24 protein-coding genes and 1 pseudogene are annotated in these 17,434 nt (G+C 45.9%); all 25 read left to right on the forward strand.

Annotated features, from left to right (window positions below; all coding sequences use genetic code 11):
* Nucleotides 1-573: pseudogene (locus GPK83_RS15905) on the forward strand (IS200/IS605 family accessory protein TnpB-related protein); the annotation flags it as partial.
* 100 nt (nucleotides 574-673) lie between these two features.
* Nucleotides 674-1,147 (forward strand): DUF4234 domain-containing protein, encoded by a 474-nt coding sequence (locus tag GPK83_RS15910; protein ID WP_252196399.1) that lies wholly within the window; start codon nucleotides 674-676, stop codon nucleotides 1,145-1,147.
* A gap of 633 nt (nucleotides 1,148-1,780) precedes the next feature.
* Nucleotides 1,781-3,223, forward strand: coding sequence for a DNA cytosine methyltransferase (locus GPK83_RS15920; RefSeq protein ID WP_215705239.1), 1,443 nt, complete (start codon nucleotides 1,781-1,783; stop codon nucleotides 3,221-3,223).
* 18 nt (nucleotides 3,224-3,241) lie between these two features.
* Nucleotides 3,242-4,975, forward strand: a complete 1,734-nt coding sequence (locus GPK83_RS15925; protein WP_215705240.1) for a hypothetical protein — start codon at nucleotides 3,242-3,244, stop codon at nucleotides 4,973-4,975.
* A gap of 61 nt (nucleotides 4,976-5,036) precedes the next feature.
* Nucleotides 5,037-5,414, forward strand: coding sequence for a helix-turn-helix transcriptional regulator (locus GPK83_RS15930; RefSeq protein ID WP_215630599.1), 378 nt, complete (start codon nucleotides 5,037-5,039; stop codon nucleotides 5,412-5,414).
* 4 nt (nucleotides 5,415-5,418) lie between these two features.
* Nucleotides 5,419-5,724, forward strand: coding sequence for a hypothetical protein (locus GPK83_RS15935; protein ID WP_215705241.1), 306 nt, complete (start codon nucleotides 5,419-5,421; stop codon nucleotides 5,722-5,724).
* A gap of 110 nt (nucleotides 5,725-5,834) precedes the next feature.
* On the forward strand, nucleotides 5,835-6,050 hold the full coding sequence (locus tag GPK83_RS15940; RefSeq protein ID WP_215705242.1) for a hypothetical protein: 216 nt from the start codon (nucleotides 5,835-5,837) through the stop codon (nucleotides 6,048-6,050).
* Nucleotides 6,051-6,070: 20 nt separating this feature from the next.
* Nucleotides 6,071-7,381 carry a hypothetical protein gene (locus GPK83_RS15945; RefSeq protein ID WP_215705243.1) on the forward strand — a complete coding sequence of 437 codons (1,311 nt, stop codon included), beginning with the start codon at nucleotides 6,071-6,073 and terminating at the stop codon, nucleotides 7,379-7,381.
* A 135-nt stretch (nucleotides 7,382-7,516) separates the two neighbouring features.
* Complete coding sequence (locus tag GPK83_RS15950) at nucleotides 7,517-7,816, forward strand: hypothetical protein (RefSeq protein ID WP_215705244.1); 300 nt, start codon at nucleotides 7,517-7,519, stop codon at nucleotides 7,814-7,816.
* A gap of 66 nt (nucleotides 7,817-7,882) precedes the next feature.
* Nucleotides 7,883-8,506, forward strand: a complete 624-nt coding sequence (locus GPK83_RS15955) for a hypothetical protein (RefSeq protein ID WP_215630602.1) — start codon at nucleotides 7,883-7,885, stop codon at nucleotides 8,504-8,506.
* Between the two features lie 52 nt (nucleotides 8,507-8,558).
* Complete coding sequence (locus tag GPK83_RS15960) at nucleotides 8,559-8,744, forward strand: hypothetical protein (protein WP_215705245.1); 186 nt, start codon at nucleotides 8,559-8,561, stop codon at nucleotides 8,742-8,744.
* A 15-nt stretch (nucleotides 8,745-8,759) separates the two neighbouring features.
* Nucleotides 8,760-9,236, forward strand: a complete 477-nt coding sequence (locus GPK83_RS15965) for a hypothetical protein (protein ID WP_215705246.1) — start codon at nucleotides 8,760-8,762, stop codon at nucleotides 9,234-9,236.
* A gap of 87 nt (nucleotides 9,237-9,323) precedes the next feature.
* Nucleotides 9,324-9,677 (forward strand): hypothetical protein, encoded by a 354-nt coding sequence (locus GPK83_RS15970; RefSeq protein ID WP_215705247.1) that lies wholly within the window; start codon nucleotides 9,324-9,326, stop codon nucleotides 9,675-9,677.
* Nucleotides 9,674-11,887, forward strand: coding sequence for a hypothetical protein (locus GPK83_RS15975; RefSeq protein WP_215705248.1), 2,214 nt, complete (start codon nucleotides 9,674-9,676; stop codon nucleotides 11,885-11,887). Before GPK83_RS15970 ends, GPK83_RS15975 begins: the two co-directional genes overlap by 4 nt.
* Nucleotides 11,888-12,059: 172 nt before the next feature.
* Nucleotides 12,060-12,380 (forward strand): hypothetical protein, encoded by a 321-nt coding sequence (locus GPK83_RS15980; RefSeq protein ID WP_215705249.1) that lies wholly within the window; start codon nucleotides 12,060-12,062, stop codon nucleotides 12,378-12,380.
* Entirely contained in the window at nucleotides 12,377-12,784 is a 408-nt protein-coding gene (locus GPK83_RS15985) for a hypothetical protein (protein ID WP_215705250.1), read from the forward strand. Before GPK83_RS15980 ends, GPK83_RS15985 begins: the two co-directional genes overlap by 4 nt.
* Nucleotides 12,785-12,810: 26 nt before the next feature.
* Nucleotides 12,811-13,269: a hypothetical protein gene (locus tag GPK83_RS15990; protein ID WP_215705251.1), complete on the forward strand. Its 459-nt coding sequence runs from the start codon at nucleotides 12,811-12,813 to the stop codon at nucleotides 13,267-13,269.
* 36 nt (nucleotides 13,270-13,305) lie between these two features.
* Nucleotides 13,306-13,908: a hypothetical protein gene (locus GPK83_RS15995; protein WP_215705252.1), complete on the forward strand. Its 603-nt coding sequence runs from the start codon at nucleotides 13,306-13,308 to the stop codon at nucleotides 13,906-13,908.
* 55 nt (nucleotides 13,909-13,963) lie between these two features.
* Nucleotides 13,964-14,494: a hypothetical protein gene (locus tag GPK83_RS16000; RefSeq protein WP_215705253.1), complete on the forward strand. Its 531-nt coding sequence runs from the start codon at nucleotides 13,964-13,966 to the stop codon at nucleotides 14,492-14,494.
* The gene (locus tag GPK83_RS16005) at nucleotides 14,494-14,685 is read left to right on the forward strand and encodes a hypothetical protein (RefSeq protein ID WP_215705254.1); all 192 of its coding nucleotides are present in this window, start codon (nucleotides 14,494-14,496) and stop codon (nucleotides 14,683-14,685) included. Before GPK83_RS16000 ends, GPK83_RS16005 begins: the two co-directional genes overlap by 1 nt.
* A 31-nt stretch (nucleotides 14,686-14,716) precedes the next feature.
* Nucleotides 14,717-15,508 (forward strand): metallophosphoesterase family protein, encoded by a 792-nt coding sequence (locus GPK83_RS16010; RefSeq protein WP_215705255.1) that lies wholly within the window; start codon nucleotides 14,717-14,719, stop codon nucleotides 15,506-15,508.
* A 15-nt stretch (nucleotides 15,509-15,523) separates the two neighbouring features.
* Entirely contained in the window at nucleotides 15,524-16,012 is a 489-nt protein-coding gene (locus GPK83_RS16015) for a hypothetical protein (RefSeq protein ID WP_215630617.1), read from the forward strand.
* Nucleotides 16,009-16,455, forward strand: coding sequence for a hypothetical protein (locus tag GPK83_RS16020; RefSeq protein ID WP_215705256.1), 447 nt, complete (start codon nucleotides 16,009-16,011; stop codon nucleotides 16,453-16,455). Before GPK83_RS16015 ends, GPK83_RS16020 begins: the two co-directional genes overlap by 4 nt.
* A gap of 73 nt (nucleotides 16,456-16,528) precedes the next feature.
* Nucleotides 16,529-16,798 (forward strand): DUF1653 domain-containing protein, encoded by a 270-nt coding sequence (locus GPK83_RS16025; RefSeq protein ID WP_215705257.1) that lies wholly within the window; start codon nucleotides 16,529-16,531, stop codon nucleotides 16,796-16,798.
* A gap of 23 nt (nucleotides 16,799-16,821) precedes the next feature.
* Entirely contained in the window at nucleotides 16,822-17,316 is a 495-nt protein-coding gene (locus tag GPK83_RS16030; RefSeq protein ID WP_215705258.1) for a hypothetical protein, read from the forward strand.
* The last annotated feature ends 118 nt before the right edge of the window (nucleotides 17,317-17,434 follow it).

Here is a 17,434-nt window from a genome sequence, read left to right on the forward strand (position 1 = left end):
ATCAGCCACATCAAGCATGCACAGAAACTTTGTGCCAGGAGAACGCCTGGTCTCTGGAAACAGGCGAAAGGCATCAATGATGACATTGCGGTAAAAACCGCACAGTTCATCGTGGATACAGCAGTCAAATATGATGTGGACTGTATCGTCATGGAACACCTGGATCTCGCCGGAAAGAAACGCGGCAGTAAAAAGCAGCGTCTTCACCTCTGGCGGGCAAAGTATGTACAGTCCATGGTAACGGACAAGGCACACCGGAACATGATCCGGACAGCCCGAGTCTGTGCCTGGAATACATCCAGGCTTGCGTTTGACGGAAGCGGTAGGGTCATGAGAGGGAAAGAAGCAGATCTTCCAAACTACAGCCTCTGCCGGTTTCCGACCGGGAAGCAGTACAACTGCGACTTGAACGCAAGCTATAACATCGGTTCCCGATATTTCATTCGGGAACTCTTAAAGGCCCTGCCGGTAACGGCGGGGCAGGCGGTTGCGGCAAAAGTACCGGAACTTGCCCATCGGAGTCAGTGTACCTTATCCTCGCTAATTAAGCTGCGTGCGGTACTTGCGGCGTAATGCAGCAAAGTAACTGAATGCAGCTTGTATGGAGGAAGGGCAGCCTGGGAGCCCTAAAGGCTCCAACCGGACAGGAAAGTCCGGCTATCGGGACACTTTTATGACAGAGCTTTCAGGAACGGGATCCAGCCGGGTACCGAAAGCTCGTGACTTCAGTCATGAGAGGCGACTTCACATCAAAAAACGAAATATTGCAGTCGCAACCCTGCTTTTGTTTCTGACCTGCGGGCTTTATGCTATTTATTGGGAGATCTGTCTGGTAAATGACCTGAAAAAAGCTTCCGGGGATGAAAATGCAAAAAGCGGAGGAACTGTATTCCTGCTGAGCCTTATCACATGCAGCATTTACTGGTTGTTCTGGATTTTCCGAGCAGGAGAAACCATGGATGCAATTAAAGCAAAAAACGGAGTTCCGGCATCCAACCGCAGTCTCGTATATCTGCTGTTAAGCATCTTTGGACTTGGACTGGTTGCCATTGCAATTCTGCAGAACGACCTTAATACGCTGGCCGCATCTGTTGAGGAAACGGCTACGGAAATGCCGAAACAGGAAGATAACAATGATACAATGTAAAGAAAGGATTTCCCGGCAGAAATGCCGGGATTTTTCAATTTATGATCAGACAACGTTTATACAAAACAACATTAGCTGCAGCGCCATGGCTTACTGCCGCAGTCCTGTATAATCTATTGGTCCGTCTCACGCCAATCAGGATTCCATGCCTTTTTCGCGTATTTACAGGTTTCCAATGTCCTGGCTGTGGCATGACCCGCATGTGCATCGCACTGTTATCCGGTCAGTTACAGGAAGCAGTGCGGTATAATCCGGTTCTGTTTTTTATGCTGCCATTCCTGATTCTATATGTTTTTATCATATCCGCAGTGTTCATTCTGACCGGAAAGCAGTGGCACATACCGCATGAAAATCTGTGTGCTTACGGATGTATTGCCGTCCTGCTTGCATTTGGCATTTTCCGCAACCTGTTTGGCTGGTAAACGGATATCGCAAACAAAATTTTAATCCTCGTAGGCGGGAAAACAGAGGCTCTTCGGAGCCGAAGCCCACATTCAAGGCGTAAGCCTAAGTGGCAGACAGTGCACCAAAAGAAAACCGATCTACGAGTCATTTCTCGACTTCATCCCAAACCATAATTTTCCTGAATCTATTTATAAGGTATTGGAGAGAAAGGAGAGACATGTATTACAGATGGAAAATAAGGTACAAAAAATTAAAGGAAGCCGGAGAGGGCTGACATTTTCTTTTGTCAGCCAGGAAACAGATTTCATACCGGGCACACATTACCGATATGCAGTTTATCCGGATGAAGGCAGGGTTGTCATTCTTCCGTCCACAGACGGAGGCAATACGGTTTCCAAAAAGAAGGTCGGGCTGCAGATGAAGTCGCTGATCGATCTGCGCAGCAAAGAAATCCGCGAACTGACGGCCAAAGCGGATCGAATGGAAATTGAATTCTGCGACGGCTACATCGAGGTTTCCATGATCGCAAAAGCAGAGAACCAGATCTGCACAGTCATCGGGAAAATTGCAGTAGCACCGCAACTGGCAAAAGCGGCAGGATGTGAAGCGGCAGAATTTGTTCAGTCAAAACTTCCACGCATCCACCCATGGACGGATGAAAGAGTCCACAAAGAGATTCCGGATGTGATCCGGACTATTTCCCTGTTTTCAGGAGCTGGGATGCTGGATTACGCATTTGCGAAAGATCCGTGTTTCGAAATCGTTTATGCGGCGGAATATGCCCACGATGCCGTAACCACTTACCGCGGCAACATCGGGGATCATATCCACGAATGTGATATCCGCAGCCTTCATGGAAGTGATTTCCCAAAGGCGGATCTGATGATCGGCGGGCCACCATGTCAGCCATTCAGTGCCGCAAACCGGCATGATTCAGCAAGAGGCGACAATCATCCGGAGGGTGACATGTTTAAGCATTACCTGCGACTGATCCGTGAAAGCGGCGCGAAGGCGTTTCTGATTGAGAATGTTCCGGCACTGCTTTCGGATAAGGGAGGGTATTATCTTGATTTGATTCGACATATGTTGCCGGACTTCACCACGGAATCAAAACTCATCACAGACTGCGATGTAGGCGGATACACGAAAAGAAAGCGGGCGATCATCATCGGAAGCTGCATTGGAGAACCGATGATCCCTGAACTGGTTTTTAAACCGGCGAGGACTGTCGGAGATGCTTTACGGAACGTGGATCATTCATGGCCGAATGCGGAGGATATTACGGTATCCAGCGAAACGGTGAAGCGGAAAATTTCCATGATCCCGGAAGGTGGGAACTGGCGGGATCTGCCGGAAGAATACTGGACGAAAAGCGTTCATTCCAATATGTATCGTCGGCTCGACCGTAACAAACCATCCGTAGCGATTGCAAACTGGCGAAAATATCTGTTAAGTCCGCCAAAGTGGGATGATTCCGGTCAATGGGACAGGATACTGTCTGTTTCGGAAGCAGCGGCACTACAGGGCCTGGATAAGCACTTCCGGTTTTACGGAAGTTTAAACGCAATGCAGCAGATGGTAGCCAATGGAGTGACAGCGGCAACGGCAAGATTCTGTAAAAGTATCCTGTCGAGACTGTTTTTCACTGCCAGGCCAACGCTTTCTATTTAGAAAAAAGGAGAAAAAAATATGTACGCAGAGAAAGAAAAACTGAAAGAACAAAGAAAAATGTATGGTCACGCAGTACAGGTTGCGGTAATTGCGGCATTCCTGGCGCTGCTCTGCTATGGATTTTGCTATGTTGCCTCTATTCCGTGGAACCTGCAAAGCAGCAGCTTATGGCTTATCTTTATTATTTATTACCTTATCATGACAGCCATAGGCCATGTTATGTATCACAGCAGCGCAGTTAAAAAAGGCATGGTTGTAGTAGGCATACTAATCATTACAGTATTTGCTGCCAGACACGTTCTGTCTTCTGTCCTTTTTGTAAGCCAGACTGCCGCAAACCGCATCACTGTTCAGGAAGGCGACTTTGACGCTGACATTCCAAAAACCGCGGACTTAAAGAAAATACCGTTAATGGATAGTGATGCAGCCGCTATTTTAGGCAATCGTGCAATCGGTGACCTGTCCGATGTAGTATCACAATATGTACTTAACCAGAATGAGTATTCCACCATTCTCTATAACGGAAAAGTGGTCAAGGTAACTCCTCTGGAATACGACGGCATCTTCAAATGGTTCTCAAACCATAAAAATGGTATTCCTGGATACGTGATTGTGGATCCGGAAACCAATTCGGCAAAATACGTGAAACTGCCAAATCCGATCCGTTATTCCATGAGCGGCGCTTTCGGCGAAAACATTTATCGTCACGCACGGGCAAAATACCCGACTAAAATGTTCGGAAACTGTATGTTCCAGTTGGACGATGACGGAAATCCAGTGTGGTCCTTAATGACATATCACAACGAAAGAGGTTTCAGTGTATGGAAAACAGATGGTGTGATTGTTGTGAACGCCGTTACGGGAGAAACGCAATGGTATGACTTTGACAGTGTGCCTGAGTGGATTGATTCCGTGTATACCGGTGATAACATCGCACAGCTGTATGACTCGTATGGCATGTGGCAGAATGGATACTGGAATTCCGTGTTCTCCCAGGTAGGATGCACCAGGACAACGGATGATTATGGCTATCTGGCTGTTGACAATGACATTTGTATCTATACAGGCGTTACATCCGCAGCAAGCGATAATTCCAACATTGGTTTTATTATCGTAAACAGCCGTACCGGTGAATTTACTTTCTACAGCTCAGCCGGAGCAGATGAGCATTCAGCTATGGCGGCGGCAGAAGGCGCAGTACAGAACTACGGTTATCAGGCATCCTTCCCGTCACTAATCAATGTCAGCGGAGACCCGGTCTATGCCATGATCTTGAAGGACGTGAGCGGGCTCACAAAGGGATATGCTTTTGTCAATGAGAAACACTATACAGTCATCGGAACTGGCGACACATTAAATGAGGCCATGCGCTCATACCAGAACAATATGAGCAAAAATGGTTATAACTTGAAAGAAATGATCGACACGGAGAGCACAAGTTCGTTTGATGATGTCATAAGAGAAATGTATTACCTTCCGGTTGACGGAGAACTCTGGACATACATCAAAGCGGAGTCCGGGAGGGTTTACAAAGGATATTTCAACGATACCGATATGCTTTTCAGTACCGGCGACGAGATTACTGTGACCTGCGAAAAGAAAGAAGAGGAGAAAGATGTCATCGAAATGATTGATCTAAAGAAAAAGGGAGTTGAAAGTACTGCGGATACGCGGCGCAGTTCCCGGGATCCGGATGCAATCAAAGACCTGGATGTCAGTAACGTAACTAATTTTGATCAGCTGGCGCAGTAACTGCACTTATCAGGCCAGGTTTTACATCAGTCGGGACTGCAAAGGAAAGGAAGAAAACAGAATGAGAAACGAAATATTTGCAGAACGTTTAAAACAGGCGATGCGGAAAAGTGATTTTAAAACTGCAAGGCAGCTGGCAAAAGCCTCTCATATCACGGACGCAAGTGTTTCCAGATATATTTCCGGAGATCGTATGCCAAATTCCGCTGATTTACCGGCACTGGCCAGGGCACTGAACGTATCATGCGATTACCTGCTCGGATTCACAAATGAACCGGGACCTACCGCCAAAGTATTACATGTAGTACTCAGCTCCAGACGGAAAATCGGAGAAAATACGTATACGCAGGTTTTCCGTACCATCCCGGTTGAGATTCCGGATGACGGAGAAGACTGGCATGTTGCCGGAGAAACAGACAGCAAATCGGAGGAGGTGTAATAATATGATCCATGCGATCTGTGATTTTTGTGGGAAAGATTGTGATCGGACGGCGACTTTGTTATCCATGACACCTTTTCAGAATTTTGCAAGGTATCATACTGATCATGAACCATACGGAAGCAAGGGCGAGGCACGCAGCTTTGTCATCTGTTACGAATGCTGTAAGAAGCATCGTTTGCCTAATCCGTATGAGACTTATTCAGGCATCACAAAACAGGAGGGACATTATGAACGATGTCTCGATAATTATACAGATTCAGATCTTTTGGATGATAAGAAATATGACAAAAGGTTTGAGCATAAATAACGTACTCCCAAACAGATCCGGTCCCCGGGTCTGTTTTTTTGTTTGCACTGTTTTACTATGTTTTTCTTCCATAATTGTACCGCAATAACATCAACACTTTGGAGGAAAGCATGGTAATAAGACAAAAGATTTTCGCAGCAATGCTTGCGGCAACACTTACAATGGGTTCGGCGATGCCCCGCAATGGCAGCGCAGACTGTTGCAATGACAAAAGAAAAAGGAACATGGGAAGCAGATTATTACTGGAAGATCCGTTTATTTACCTGTCCCGCTATACACCGGCCGGGGTAGGAAGCGGATATGTTGGAAACGTTGGTAAAGAGTAAGGGAAAGGAGATTTCCAAAATTGAAAAGAAAATGGAAACAGAAAAGACTGGCGGCAGCTGCAGCCATGGTGATTGTTGTGTTCAGCGCTATTCCTGCAGTACCGGCTATGGCAGCAGGAAGTTATGAAACGCAGGTGCCCAGCGAAATACAGCTCGGTGCGGTTGATATCATGCTGACCGAAACAGAAACAGATGAATCCAGAAAGGAGATCGGGGCAACCCATGGACGGCTGGTGACCCCGGGAGCGACCGTGGAAGATATTGTGCGGATTACAAATCGGGCTAATGATGTGTGGACCAGGGTCAAGATTGGTTACCACACGGAAGGCGGTGAGTTGACATTTACAGATGACATGATTTCCCCAGATTCGTCCGACTGGATACAGCGGGGAGAATACTGGTATTGCACACACGTGCTTGAAAAAGGGGAGGCCGAGGAATTTATTCGGGAGATTAAGATCCCGGCCACATGGAGTTCTAAAGATGCCGGGAAAGATTTTAAAATCAATATCCGTGCGGATGCGGTGCAGGCCGCAAACTTCACTCCGGACTTTCAATCAGACGATCCGTGGTTTGGAACCGTGATCGAGGCATTCACAAAAAAAGATACTGTTTGGCAGACAAATCAGAGCCAGGCATTTTCAATTTCTTTTGAAGGAGGCGCGGAAGGTTTGGTCAAAACCGGGGACAACTTCTTTTCTAACTGGGGGCATCTGATGCCAGGCGATACAGTATCGGATACCGTAAAGCTGGCAAATCATTACGCCAAGCAGGTCAGCCTGTATTTCCGGACAGAAAACGCATCGGAAGATGCATTGTTAAAGCAGCTACAGATCTGTATCAAAAATGGGGATGATGTAATTTTTGATGGGAAACTTGCGGATACCATGAAGGAAGAGCTTTTACTTGCGAAATTAAATAACGGAGATGAAACGCAGTTATCTTATACCGTTAGCGTTCCAAAAGAACTGAATAATATTTATGCGCTGGAGAATGCAAAAACAACCTGGATTTTCCGGGCACAGCTGAATAGTTCTGGCGGATCAGGTGGCCATTCCGGCGGTCATAAGGGCGGCTCAGGTTCAGGCAACGGAAATGGACCGGGAACAGAAAAGAAAAATCCAGAACTTCCGACGAAGGATTCCAGTCAGAGTGGTGCCGTATCCCCGGATAACCCGATTGACAAAGCAATCGACACAATTAAGAAGTATGTTCCAAAGATGGGCGATGATAACGTTGAAACAACAGCTTTATGCATTATGGGAATGTCAGGTTTCCTTCTGCTTGCTTTGTGGAGCGATAAAAAGAAAAAGAAAATTGAAAAAAACTAGCGTCGCACTCTCGTGACTCTCATCACAAAAGACCTGCTTTTGGCAGGTCTTTATTTCTGTCAAGTAACAGACACTTATCTGACTCCATAATTTTCCTGAAACTGTAACAGATATCAGAGAAAGGAGAAATAAAAAATGTTAGTGGAAAGAAACGAATGCTGCGATTGCGCAACTGGAGCATATCCGTGCCTTGGCGAATCATGCGGCAGAAGACATACGCCCCATCTGGTGTGCGACCGGTGCGGTTATGATGATGCAGATTTACTTTACATGCTTGGATCGGAACAGTTGTGTAGGCCATGTGTGGAAAAATATGCTCCGGCATTATTGCCGGAAACATTGTATACGGTCACGATCGACAACAACGGGGATGCAGTAGAGCAACCACCCGAATACGCAGAAGAGCCTGACCGATGGAATAGATTCTGCGGATAAATACTGCGCAATTTTACGGAAACCGTTCCGCTAAAAAAGTAAGAGAAAAATGAGGAGGAACACACAATGATTACATTCGAAAACACAACGGTGATGAACATGAAAAACGCCATGATGGGCGCAAGAAACCCGATGAACAGCTGGGACCGCTCTGACAGCAAGGAACTGCCGGATGGCACATTCCAGTTTGGACCAAAGGACATGGATCTGGCGAAACGTCTGATCAAATCCGGAAGCGACCACCGTAAATTCATGCGCCAGATCTTCGTATCCGTGAATATCACGGCGCCTCTGTACTGGTGGAAAGAATATGACACCTATAAAGTCGCCACTACGGCAAATTCCACCAGCACCATGCATAAGATCCATGCAAAACCAATCGAACTGTCGGATTTCAGCCATGATCATCTGACGGAAGAGAGCGAGCGTTATTTAAGCGCGATCGTGGAATATCTGGAATCTGTAAGACAGCGTTACATGGCCACAAAGGATAAACCGTACTGGTATGACTTAATCCAGCTGCTGCCGGAAAGCTATAACCAGATGCGTACCTGCACGTTAAGCTATGAAACCCTGAGGAACATCGCACATTCCAGAGCCGGCCACAAGCTGGACGAGTGGCGCGTCGGATTCATGGACTGGATGCATACGCTTCCGTATGCGGATGACCTTATTTTTTATGAAAACTAAAATTGTTCAGTGCCCCTCCATATAGCGGGGCACTTTGCTAAATGAGAAAACGATGGGAAGAAACAGGTATATCACAGATGAGATGAGAAAACAGCTTCAGAAACTTGCGGATATGGCAAACCAGTGTTCCGATGAGGTCTGGGATGATGAAGAACCGGATGGAACGGGTGGCATCTTAATATTGTGCGACCAGATTGCCAACAAAGTAGAGAAATACCTGGAGAATACCTGGAAATAACGAGGAGGGAGCATTTTGGAACGAAAACACATCCATGTATCACTGGATATCGTGGAACGGTTCGTTCCGCGTATTCCCGGACACCGAATGCCTGGTGAAGATGGAGCCATCCCGAGGATCTGCGTTTCCGACCGGCTCCTGGACTGCATCAATGCGATGCCGTCCGGTCCGGAAGCATTGCAAATCATGGAACGGCTAGGGGTACCTCTGATCATTCATGCCTACTACATGCAGGCGGAACAGGTCCTTCCAACCAAAGAAATTACCCGGTACGTGCCAGATGCGGAATGGTCTCATGAATCCTGGCTACTTACGGAGCCGACAAAAGTTTACCGTGTAGATTATCATGTTGTAAATCCACAATTTTTTAAACCAAAAATCGGTCCATTAAAGCTTCTGGCTGCAGACTTTAAACGTTGTCCATTTACGGATAATACAAAAGAACTTGCAAACCGGCTAGGCGTTCAGAAAAAAGTGATTTTGCGAACCTGATGAAAAAATACGGTCTTTCTTGTGTTCTTTATAACATGTGGGAAGAGTTTCAGAAAATCCTGCAGATGCGGGAAAAGGAGAAAAAAGATGAAAGAAATGAAAGAAATAAAAGAACTGATGAGATATATAGTTAACAGAGAAAGATATCTGGAAAATCTCTGTGAACATTGCGGCGAGCCGGAGGGTGTTGCAGATCATCTGAAAACCCTGGCAAAGAGACACCCGTTTTTTTCACAGATGCTTCAGAATGATATCAGCAGGTTTGCTGATGAGGCTGAGCGTCAGAAAGAATGGGCGTATCAGCGCGAACTGAAATACAAACAGAAAATGCAGGAGGAACGCGAAAATGACAGATGCATGGATTGCCCGTGGGGTAACGGTGCAGGCGGATGCAGCATTCCGGGATACTGTCAGGAAGAGATGGAAGGAGAAAAAATATGACGATTAAAGAAGTACTGGATGAATTCGCAAAGTTTATACAATACGATCCGAACCAGACGCGTTTCAATATGTTATCCGCCAATTATGTGTTCCATGGAGCCGGCAAGGATATCGAGACGTTGCTTTCCGGCTATGACCCGTCCGGAGCTTTATCCGCGATGCGGGCGAGAGATGCAGTCATGGAAGTTGCGCAGAATACGAACATTCCCCTGTATGGATGGCTGACGAACCCGGAGGTTACACAGGAGATGCGGGGATATGCTACCATGTGGCAGCAGTTAAACGATCCGGAAGTTCTGGAACAGGAGGATCATTATTTAAACAGCATGAATGAAACGCTGAAAAATTCCATGGGAATCGCCATGATCGGCGACAGGGACATGGAAGAGGAGCGTAAACACTTCTTGAAATCCACGATGCAGGTCATCCAGGATATCAAGAAGATGAGAATTGACTGCTATCAGAACAGCGGGATGCCGGTTGGCGAAGTGAAGAAGTTCCATACCAGGATTCTGGTCTTTGAGCGCATGTCAGACTGCATCCTCCATATTTCCAATGAACCGGACGCGATCTATCTGTGCTATATATCTAACCATCAGAGCGCCGGGGGATATTTCGCATTCCTGCTAAAAAATAACGGAAATCTGATAGCGTTTCATGACCGCGTGGATGAGGTGTATATCGGACAGCACGGCAATTTGCGGAACGGACGCTGGACAGACCGGCACATGGATAAACTGTTTCCTTACGATTATATTTTTCATTATGAAAATTACGATTACAAAGGATATGCAGGTACCTATATCATCGATCAGGAAAAACTGGATTTCATTAAACTCGGCGTGGAAGTATACCAGCCACTCCTGGTAGCGATGATCATCCTGAAAAATAAGTACGAAGGATTGCGTTTTGAAGCAGAACCGCTATTTTTGAATACGCTTATGGAACAGAACTTTTATCTGGAACATAAAGGCATGGCGGAAACGGAACTGGCCGTGATTGAGAAAAATGAAATTGTCATCCGAAACCGTCAGTATGCCTGCACTCTGGAGACAGATAAGATTATGACGGACGAAGGCTACAACCGGGAATTTGAATGCAACACGCATAAAGTGCCATGGGTAGCACTGTATGGTGCCGGATTTAAACCGGATCTTTCAACCGCACTGGCCTCATGCAGCCGCATGCAGGAAGATGCTTACGCGGAGGAATTTATTGGAACTCAATACCGGATGGATAAGCAGGTATACTATGAAATCCGCAAACAGTTGGCAGAATATATCAAGCAGCAGATGCAAAAAGAGCTACAGGAATTTGGTGCCAGCCGTGCCTGGGAGTATTGGAATGAAAAAGCGAAAAGCAGGAAAGACCGGTTTATCGATCTGATCTGTAAAAAAACATATCAGAGCGCGCATCCGGAGACAGACTGGGGCGAGGATACGATCTGTTTTGACGCAATTAAGCAGGAAGACTGGGGGTACCGCAGACCGGAACGCGTTTATAACCAGAATCTCAAATACTCTTACAACCGGAGCACAAATGATATCCTGGATGATTACAATGGTGCCAAGTGTTCCATCTTCTATCAGTTGGATCCGCATGATTGGCGTACTATGGAGGCATTTCTTCAGGAGTCGTTACCTAAGATCTTCCAAGGATTTGGCGCGAGAAACTATAACGGAAACTCGCTTCTGGAAGCGGTTGATGAGGTTGGCGAGCTGGTGTGCCCTCTTACTGGGCATTTTAACGGGTACAGTTTATGCATCGGCTTCTCGAAAGCCGGATGGAAGAAAACGTATTACGACTGGCTGACTGCACATGGATATGGAGCGGAAATTGAGCGTCTGGAAACGGAAAAGAAAGAAGCACTCAAGAAGAAAAAAATGGCCGAACAGGAAAAGACTATGCTCCCGGCAAAACCGTATCAGCCAAGTGACCAGTACGAACAGTATACCAATGCAGCGGAGCTGATTCGGGCGGAGCGGGAACTGCACCAGGTTTTCCCGGGAACTAAACTTGGCGTATTTGGGCAAGATCCAGATGCTGATCCGGTAACCGGAAAGCGTCACGTTATTTATACGGAAATCACCCTGCCGGTAAAAGGGAATAAGGACAAATTCAAACAGATGGAAGATCTTGGCTGGCGTGCGTCGTATATCAGCGTACGGGAAGGCTGCCGGATGCAGCGCTTCCGCTATGACTTTATCTGACCAAAACTACAAAGGCTCATCCTGAAAACTGGACGGACTTTTTTCGTTATAATTTTTAACATTTTTATTTTCAATCAGACCCATTGTCAAGTGCAGTGGGTCTTTTTTTACAACTATCCAATACCATAATTTCCCTGAAACAGTTGATAAGGCATAAGAGAAAGGAAAAATTATGGAAACACAGAATGGAACGTATGTACTTACGGAAACAGGCAAAGAGATTGTCGCTGCCTTTATTGCTGAATGTGTAGCAAAACGCAAAGAGATTCTGGATGCCGGAAAGGATACTGCGGAAGAGACAAATCTTCCTAGTGAAGAAGTGATTCTTTCGGACTTAAACTTTGGTGTTGGTGTTGATGAAGACGGAGACTATTACAACGGATGGGGCGTCACGGATCATTATAACGCGGATACCATACTTGGACTCAGTCTTGGAAAAGACTTCGTTGAGGTTTTGGATACCAGCATAGAGAAAGAAGGTGCCCTCTTATGAGAATGTTAAATTATCAATTAACCGATATGTCAGCAGAAGGTAAGGCGGCTCTTCCTAAGATCCTGGATGAGATGGGATATGCGGGGCGTTACGTCATCTCAGATTTTGGCATTTCAATCAATTCCAACGCAACCGTTCTTTCAAGAACGATTAAAAAAGCGGAGGAAGTTGCGCACAAAGAACCTGGCTATCTTGTATGCATCAGACAGACCACTTATGCCAAAGTTTGGATCCCGGAATCCGAAGCAGCCGCCCAGAAAGATGCGTATCGGAAAGCAATCGATATGGCATCTAATGGATGGAAGGTGGACAACGACCCGGAAATCAGCGTCAAAGAACCGTTCGATCATGATTGGCTTAATTCGTATTATTTTGAGGATCGGAATGGCAATCATCAGGAATAGTCCAATACACAAAAAAGGAGAAAACGATGGAAGAATTCAAAACAAATGGGAACGATGTCGAAAGCATCAAACAGCGACAGAAAGAAATTGCCTGCCAGTGCCTGAAAAATTTCGGACTTCTGGAAAATGTGCAGAAAGAATTCGCGGATACAGGAAAGCTTTATTATTCAGAGCGAACCACGAAAGTGTTTGACGGCATTCTGTACTGGATGTCCAATCATCCGGAATGGGAGGAGCGGATCAAAAAGCTGGAAGAAGAGTACGGAATCCTCGTGTATCATGCATATTTTTATCATGCATCTTATGGAGATATTTTGGATTGCCTGTATATTTCATCCGATCCTGACTGTTTTGAAGATACGCTTGAAGACAGTAAGGATGAAATTGCAAGTATCTATGCATTCAACCTCACGGAGCCTATGTTTTCAGAGTTTGGTTCCGGCGCATACAGACCTTGCAACGGAGGCATTTCAAAAACCGCGTAAGAAGCAAAAATCAGCGATGAGAAAGGAGAGCACACTATGGCAGATTACATCTGTACTTATCGAACCAATTATTTCCGGGTTACGGATGAAGAAAAATATCAGAAGTTAATCAACAAATTAGCAGGGGAAGACCTTGAAATTTTCGATGACGAAAATTCAAACGGCATGCATGGATTCGGAGGAACCGGTTCCATGTCATACTGCAGCGCCCAGACAGTTGCGGAATGGATGAACGAACCGACACATGATCGACCCGTGAAATTTTACGAGGAAACGGAATGGGGCAACGGCGTATGGACGCAGATTGCGGACCCGGATGAAGCAGAGAGAGAAGAATTATACATCGTGGAAGCCACAGAAAAAGATTCTGGCTATGAAATCCGCATCTGCCGCGATAAAGAAGACCTTGCGGAAGATTCCAACGGCATGGATACGTTTTACAAGGAACTCCAGCAGATTCTCCCTAACGGGGAAGCAATGATCCTGCAGAAAGCCGGACATGAAAAACTGAATTATGTGGCCGGAATTGCAACGATCATCACAAACAAAGAGATTCGATTCCTGGATTTATCCAAACTTGCGGTAAAAACCGCCGGGGATATGTTAGGAACAGATTTTCAGACACAGATGGATTATTAAGTATAATGACCGCGGGCATTTTGCCTGCGGCTTCGCAAAAAAAAGGAGAAAAATCATGAAAAAAATCTTACGAAGCGGAAATGTGTACATGGGAACCTGCGGAGATCCAACCGCTCTTTATGATAGCAATGGGAATAATCTGAAGGTCGGAGATCTGGTTGCTATATGGACTCGGGACGTAAAAGAACGAGGATGGAATGATAAACCAACATTTGTGGTACAGGAAAAAATCGGAGTCCCTTATATTATGGGACTAAAAGGTGCTCACCTGGTTCGTAAACACATTCGTGATGGAGAGTCAAGTGATGCCGGGCATTGCGCTACCATCCTGGATTCTTACTTACGTGATGCGGCTGAACCACATAATCCGAAGGAAACTACCTGGTACGTCATGCGGATTAAATCCCATGAACAGACTGCAATCGGCGAAACCTGGGATTGCGGTGTTCATCCGGTGGACGAAGACGCAGAGACCTCTATGGAGGATGGTATCACAACTTGTTGCGGGTATGATTTTGGATTAGATGGATTCGATCCAACAATCTGTTTCTGCCCAAAATGCGGCAGGAAGATCCGTAGAAACTGATGGTATTCAGAAAGGAGAAAAATATGAATGTGAACATGGAACGTGAAAACTTGAAACCGAAGTATGAGGCATTTCTGAAAACGGCAAAAGGCCAGGAATGGAAACGGGAATGGATAGCACGAACAGGCTTAGAGGAAGATGGAGATTTTGGAGATTATCTCTATGATTTCTATCCGGAATTGCTTCGGTAATACGGGATGGTTTTATTGGAAAGGAGTGTACATGATCTTTGTAACAGGAGACATGCATGCCGATCCTGGACGGTTCAGCATGGAAAATTTCCCAGAACAGAAAGAAATGACCCGCAATGACTATATGGTCATCTGCGGGGATTTCGGACTGCTTTGGGATAAGGAAGAAAGCAAACGGGAAAAATGGTGGCTTGACTGGTTAGCAGAAAAATCGTATACCACACTGGTCGTGGATGGAAACCATGAAGATTTCACGCGCCTTAACACCCTTCCGGAAGAAGAATGGAACGGAGGCCGCGTTCACAAGGTGCGGGAAAACGTTATTCACCTGATGCGCGGGGAAATCTTTGATTTAAACGGAAAGGCTGCGTATATCTTCGGTGGAGCGAGGTCACATGACATCAACGGCATTGCGGACAAAAGCGCACTGGAAAAAGATTACACTTTTGCGATTTTGCAGCCGGACGATCCGTTACTCCAGACAAAATTACAGCTGTTAGATCGTTATGGAGCGTCTACTCGCATTGAAGGAGTCAACTGGTGGCGTGCGGAAATGCCTACGGAGGACGAAATACAACGCGGCCTGCAGAACCTGAGAAAACATGGGAAACAGGTGGATTTTATCTTTTCCCATGATGGCCCCGCATCAGACGTTGCGATTTTCGGCGGAGGTACGCTGACGATTGATCCGTTAAATCAATACCTGGAAAAGGTGAAACAGGAAACCGCATATAAAAAATGGTTTTTTGGCCACCACCACAGAAATATGCAGTTGACGGATAAGGATACCGTCATCTACGAAAATATCGAAAGGATATGTTAAGGAGGAATACATATTATGGGAATCAGAATGCAGTATACATTATCTGGTCGGCTTTGCAATAAGAGCCTGGAGGAATTTTCCGATATGAAAGACAGTAGTTTTACGCCAGGTGGATTTGCAATGGATGTGCCAATTCATGGAAAGACCGTTTGCGTTCCGTTCGACTGGTGCAGTTATTCAGCATCCGTCAATGAGGATGGAACTATGACTGTCATCCATGGAGAGAAAACAATCTTTTCTGTCAGCGCAGAAAACGAACTCGATGATTGTTACGAGGAAGATTGGATAGCACTTGGAATCTGCCGGGATGATCTGACGCCGGAAGTGATGGCGAAAGCGACGGAGATCCGCGAATTTTACATCGATTATTGGCCGGCACCGGCAAACGCAGACTCAGATGATACCTTAACGGTCACGAAACTCTGCTTTTTGGATGATGATGGAACGGAATATCCGGTAGACGATGCGGTTTTAAAAGCCGCGGGGAATGTTCTCAAATTATGAACAGCGAGAAGGGAGAAAACATTATGTTACTAACTGACGTTGTATTGAGGGCAGTGATTTCAATCACCCTTACACAAACGCCGGCAAAAGAGTCTATTTATGTCGGGAAGATCATCCTTGCAAAAGATGGAAAGGAATATACCTTTGATTTTGATACCTGTACGATTGATATCATCGATCATACGGTCGTCATCGAATGCGCGGAGGGTGAATCAGAAGACGAAGACTTCCCAGACGGAGCAACAATGGAAGAACTTGAGGGTGCTGCTGTCACGGATTTGTTTCTGCAAGGCGACGAGGAGTCTTACATTGAAGGGCAGGCTGTGAAGAACATCGAGCTGGTACTCTATGACGTTGCAGACCCAACCCGAAAGATCGTTTTCAAAAAGGATGCTTTCAAAGAAACTGACCTTGGTGAATATTACGACATCACATGGGAATAACCACCTTATTGCGGGACGGTTGTGACATCATATGTGGGAAAATTGCCGAAATAATAAGAAAGGAAGAAAAATAATGAGCAGAATCGAAGCACAGAAAGAATTGCAAAAAACACGTGAGGAGATGATTGGATGTCGTTACCGTCACTTCAAAGGCGATGTTTATATAGTAACAGCGATTGCCGTGCACAGCGAAACTGAAGAACCACTTGTCATCTACAAGAATTTCGATGACCCAAGTCTTGTGTGGGCCAGACCGCTTCCCATGTTTATGTCAGAGGTGGATCATCAGAAATACCCTGATATCAGGCAGAAGATGAGATTCGAAAAAATGACACAAGATTAGGTCAATGTGCAAAAGGAGAAAATATGGTAAAGATTACGGATAAGGAAAAAGAACTGATTACTAAGCTTGGCGATCCTTATTATACGGTATCCAATATCGAAAAATGGATTAACCGAAATGATAATGTTTTTGCTAATGCTCCTGCGGCTTTGCAGGCCATGGGAATAAAAGGATATTATGAGGCTATGAAACGTATGGTTATGTATTCGAATGATGCCTGCTACGCCCTGATTTCCTGGAATGATGAGTATATGCAGCAGGCTCTGATTGCAACAAACCTGACTAAGGAACAGGCACAGATCGCTATGAAAGAGCATACACTTGCAAGGCTTGTGGAACTGGATATCGTAGAAACTGTTGAAATGGCGGCAACTATGTATGACGCTGCAGCTGGCTGCACGCCGGATACGGAGATCGACGCGTTTCATGTCGGAAGTGATGAGGCTTCCATATCTTTTGGAAGTGATCACGAAGAGCGTATCAGTATTGTAATGCAACCGTCAATCACCCATGACTAAAGTCACAGGCTTGCCCCGGTAAGCTTGCGACAGAGGCTTGAGTGATCGAGCAGAGCAGTGACATACCGTTCGCCGTGCGGGTGACTCCAAGCCCCACGCTCCGGTTAGGTATGCCCAT

This window comes from Clostridium sp. MCC328 (assembly GCF_018785465.1).
Lineage (GTDB): Bacteria > Bacillota > Clostridia > Lachnospirales > Lachnospiraceae > Pilosibacter > Pilosibacter fragilis.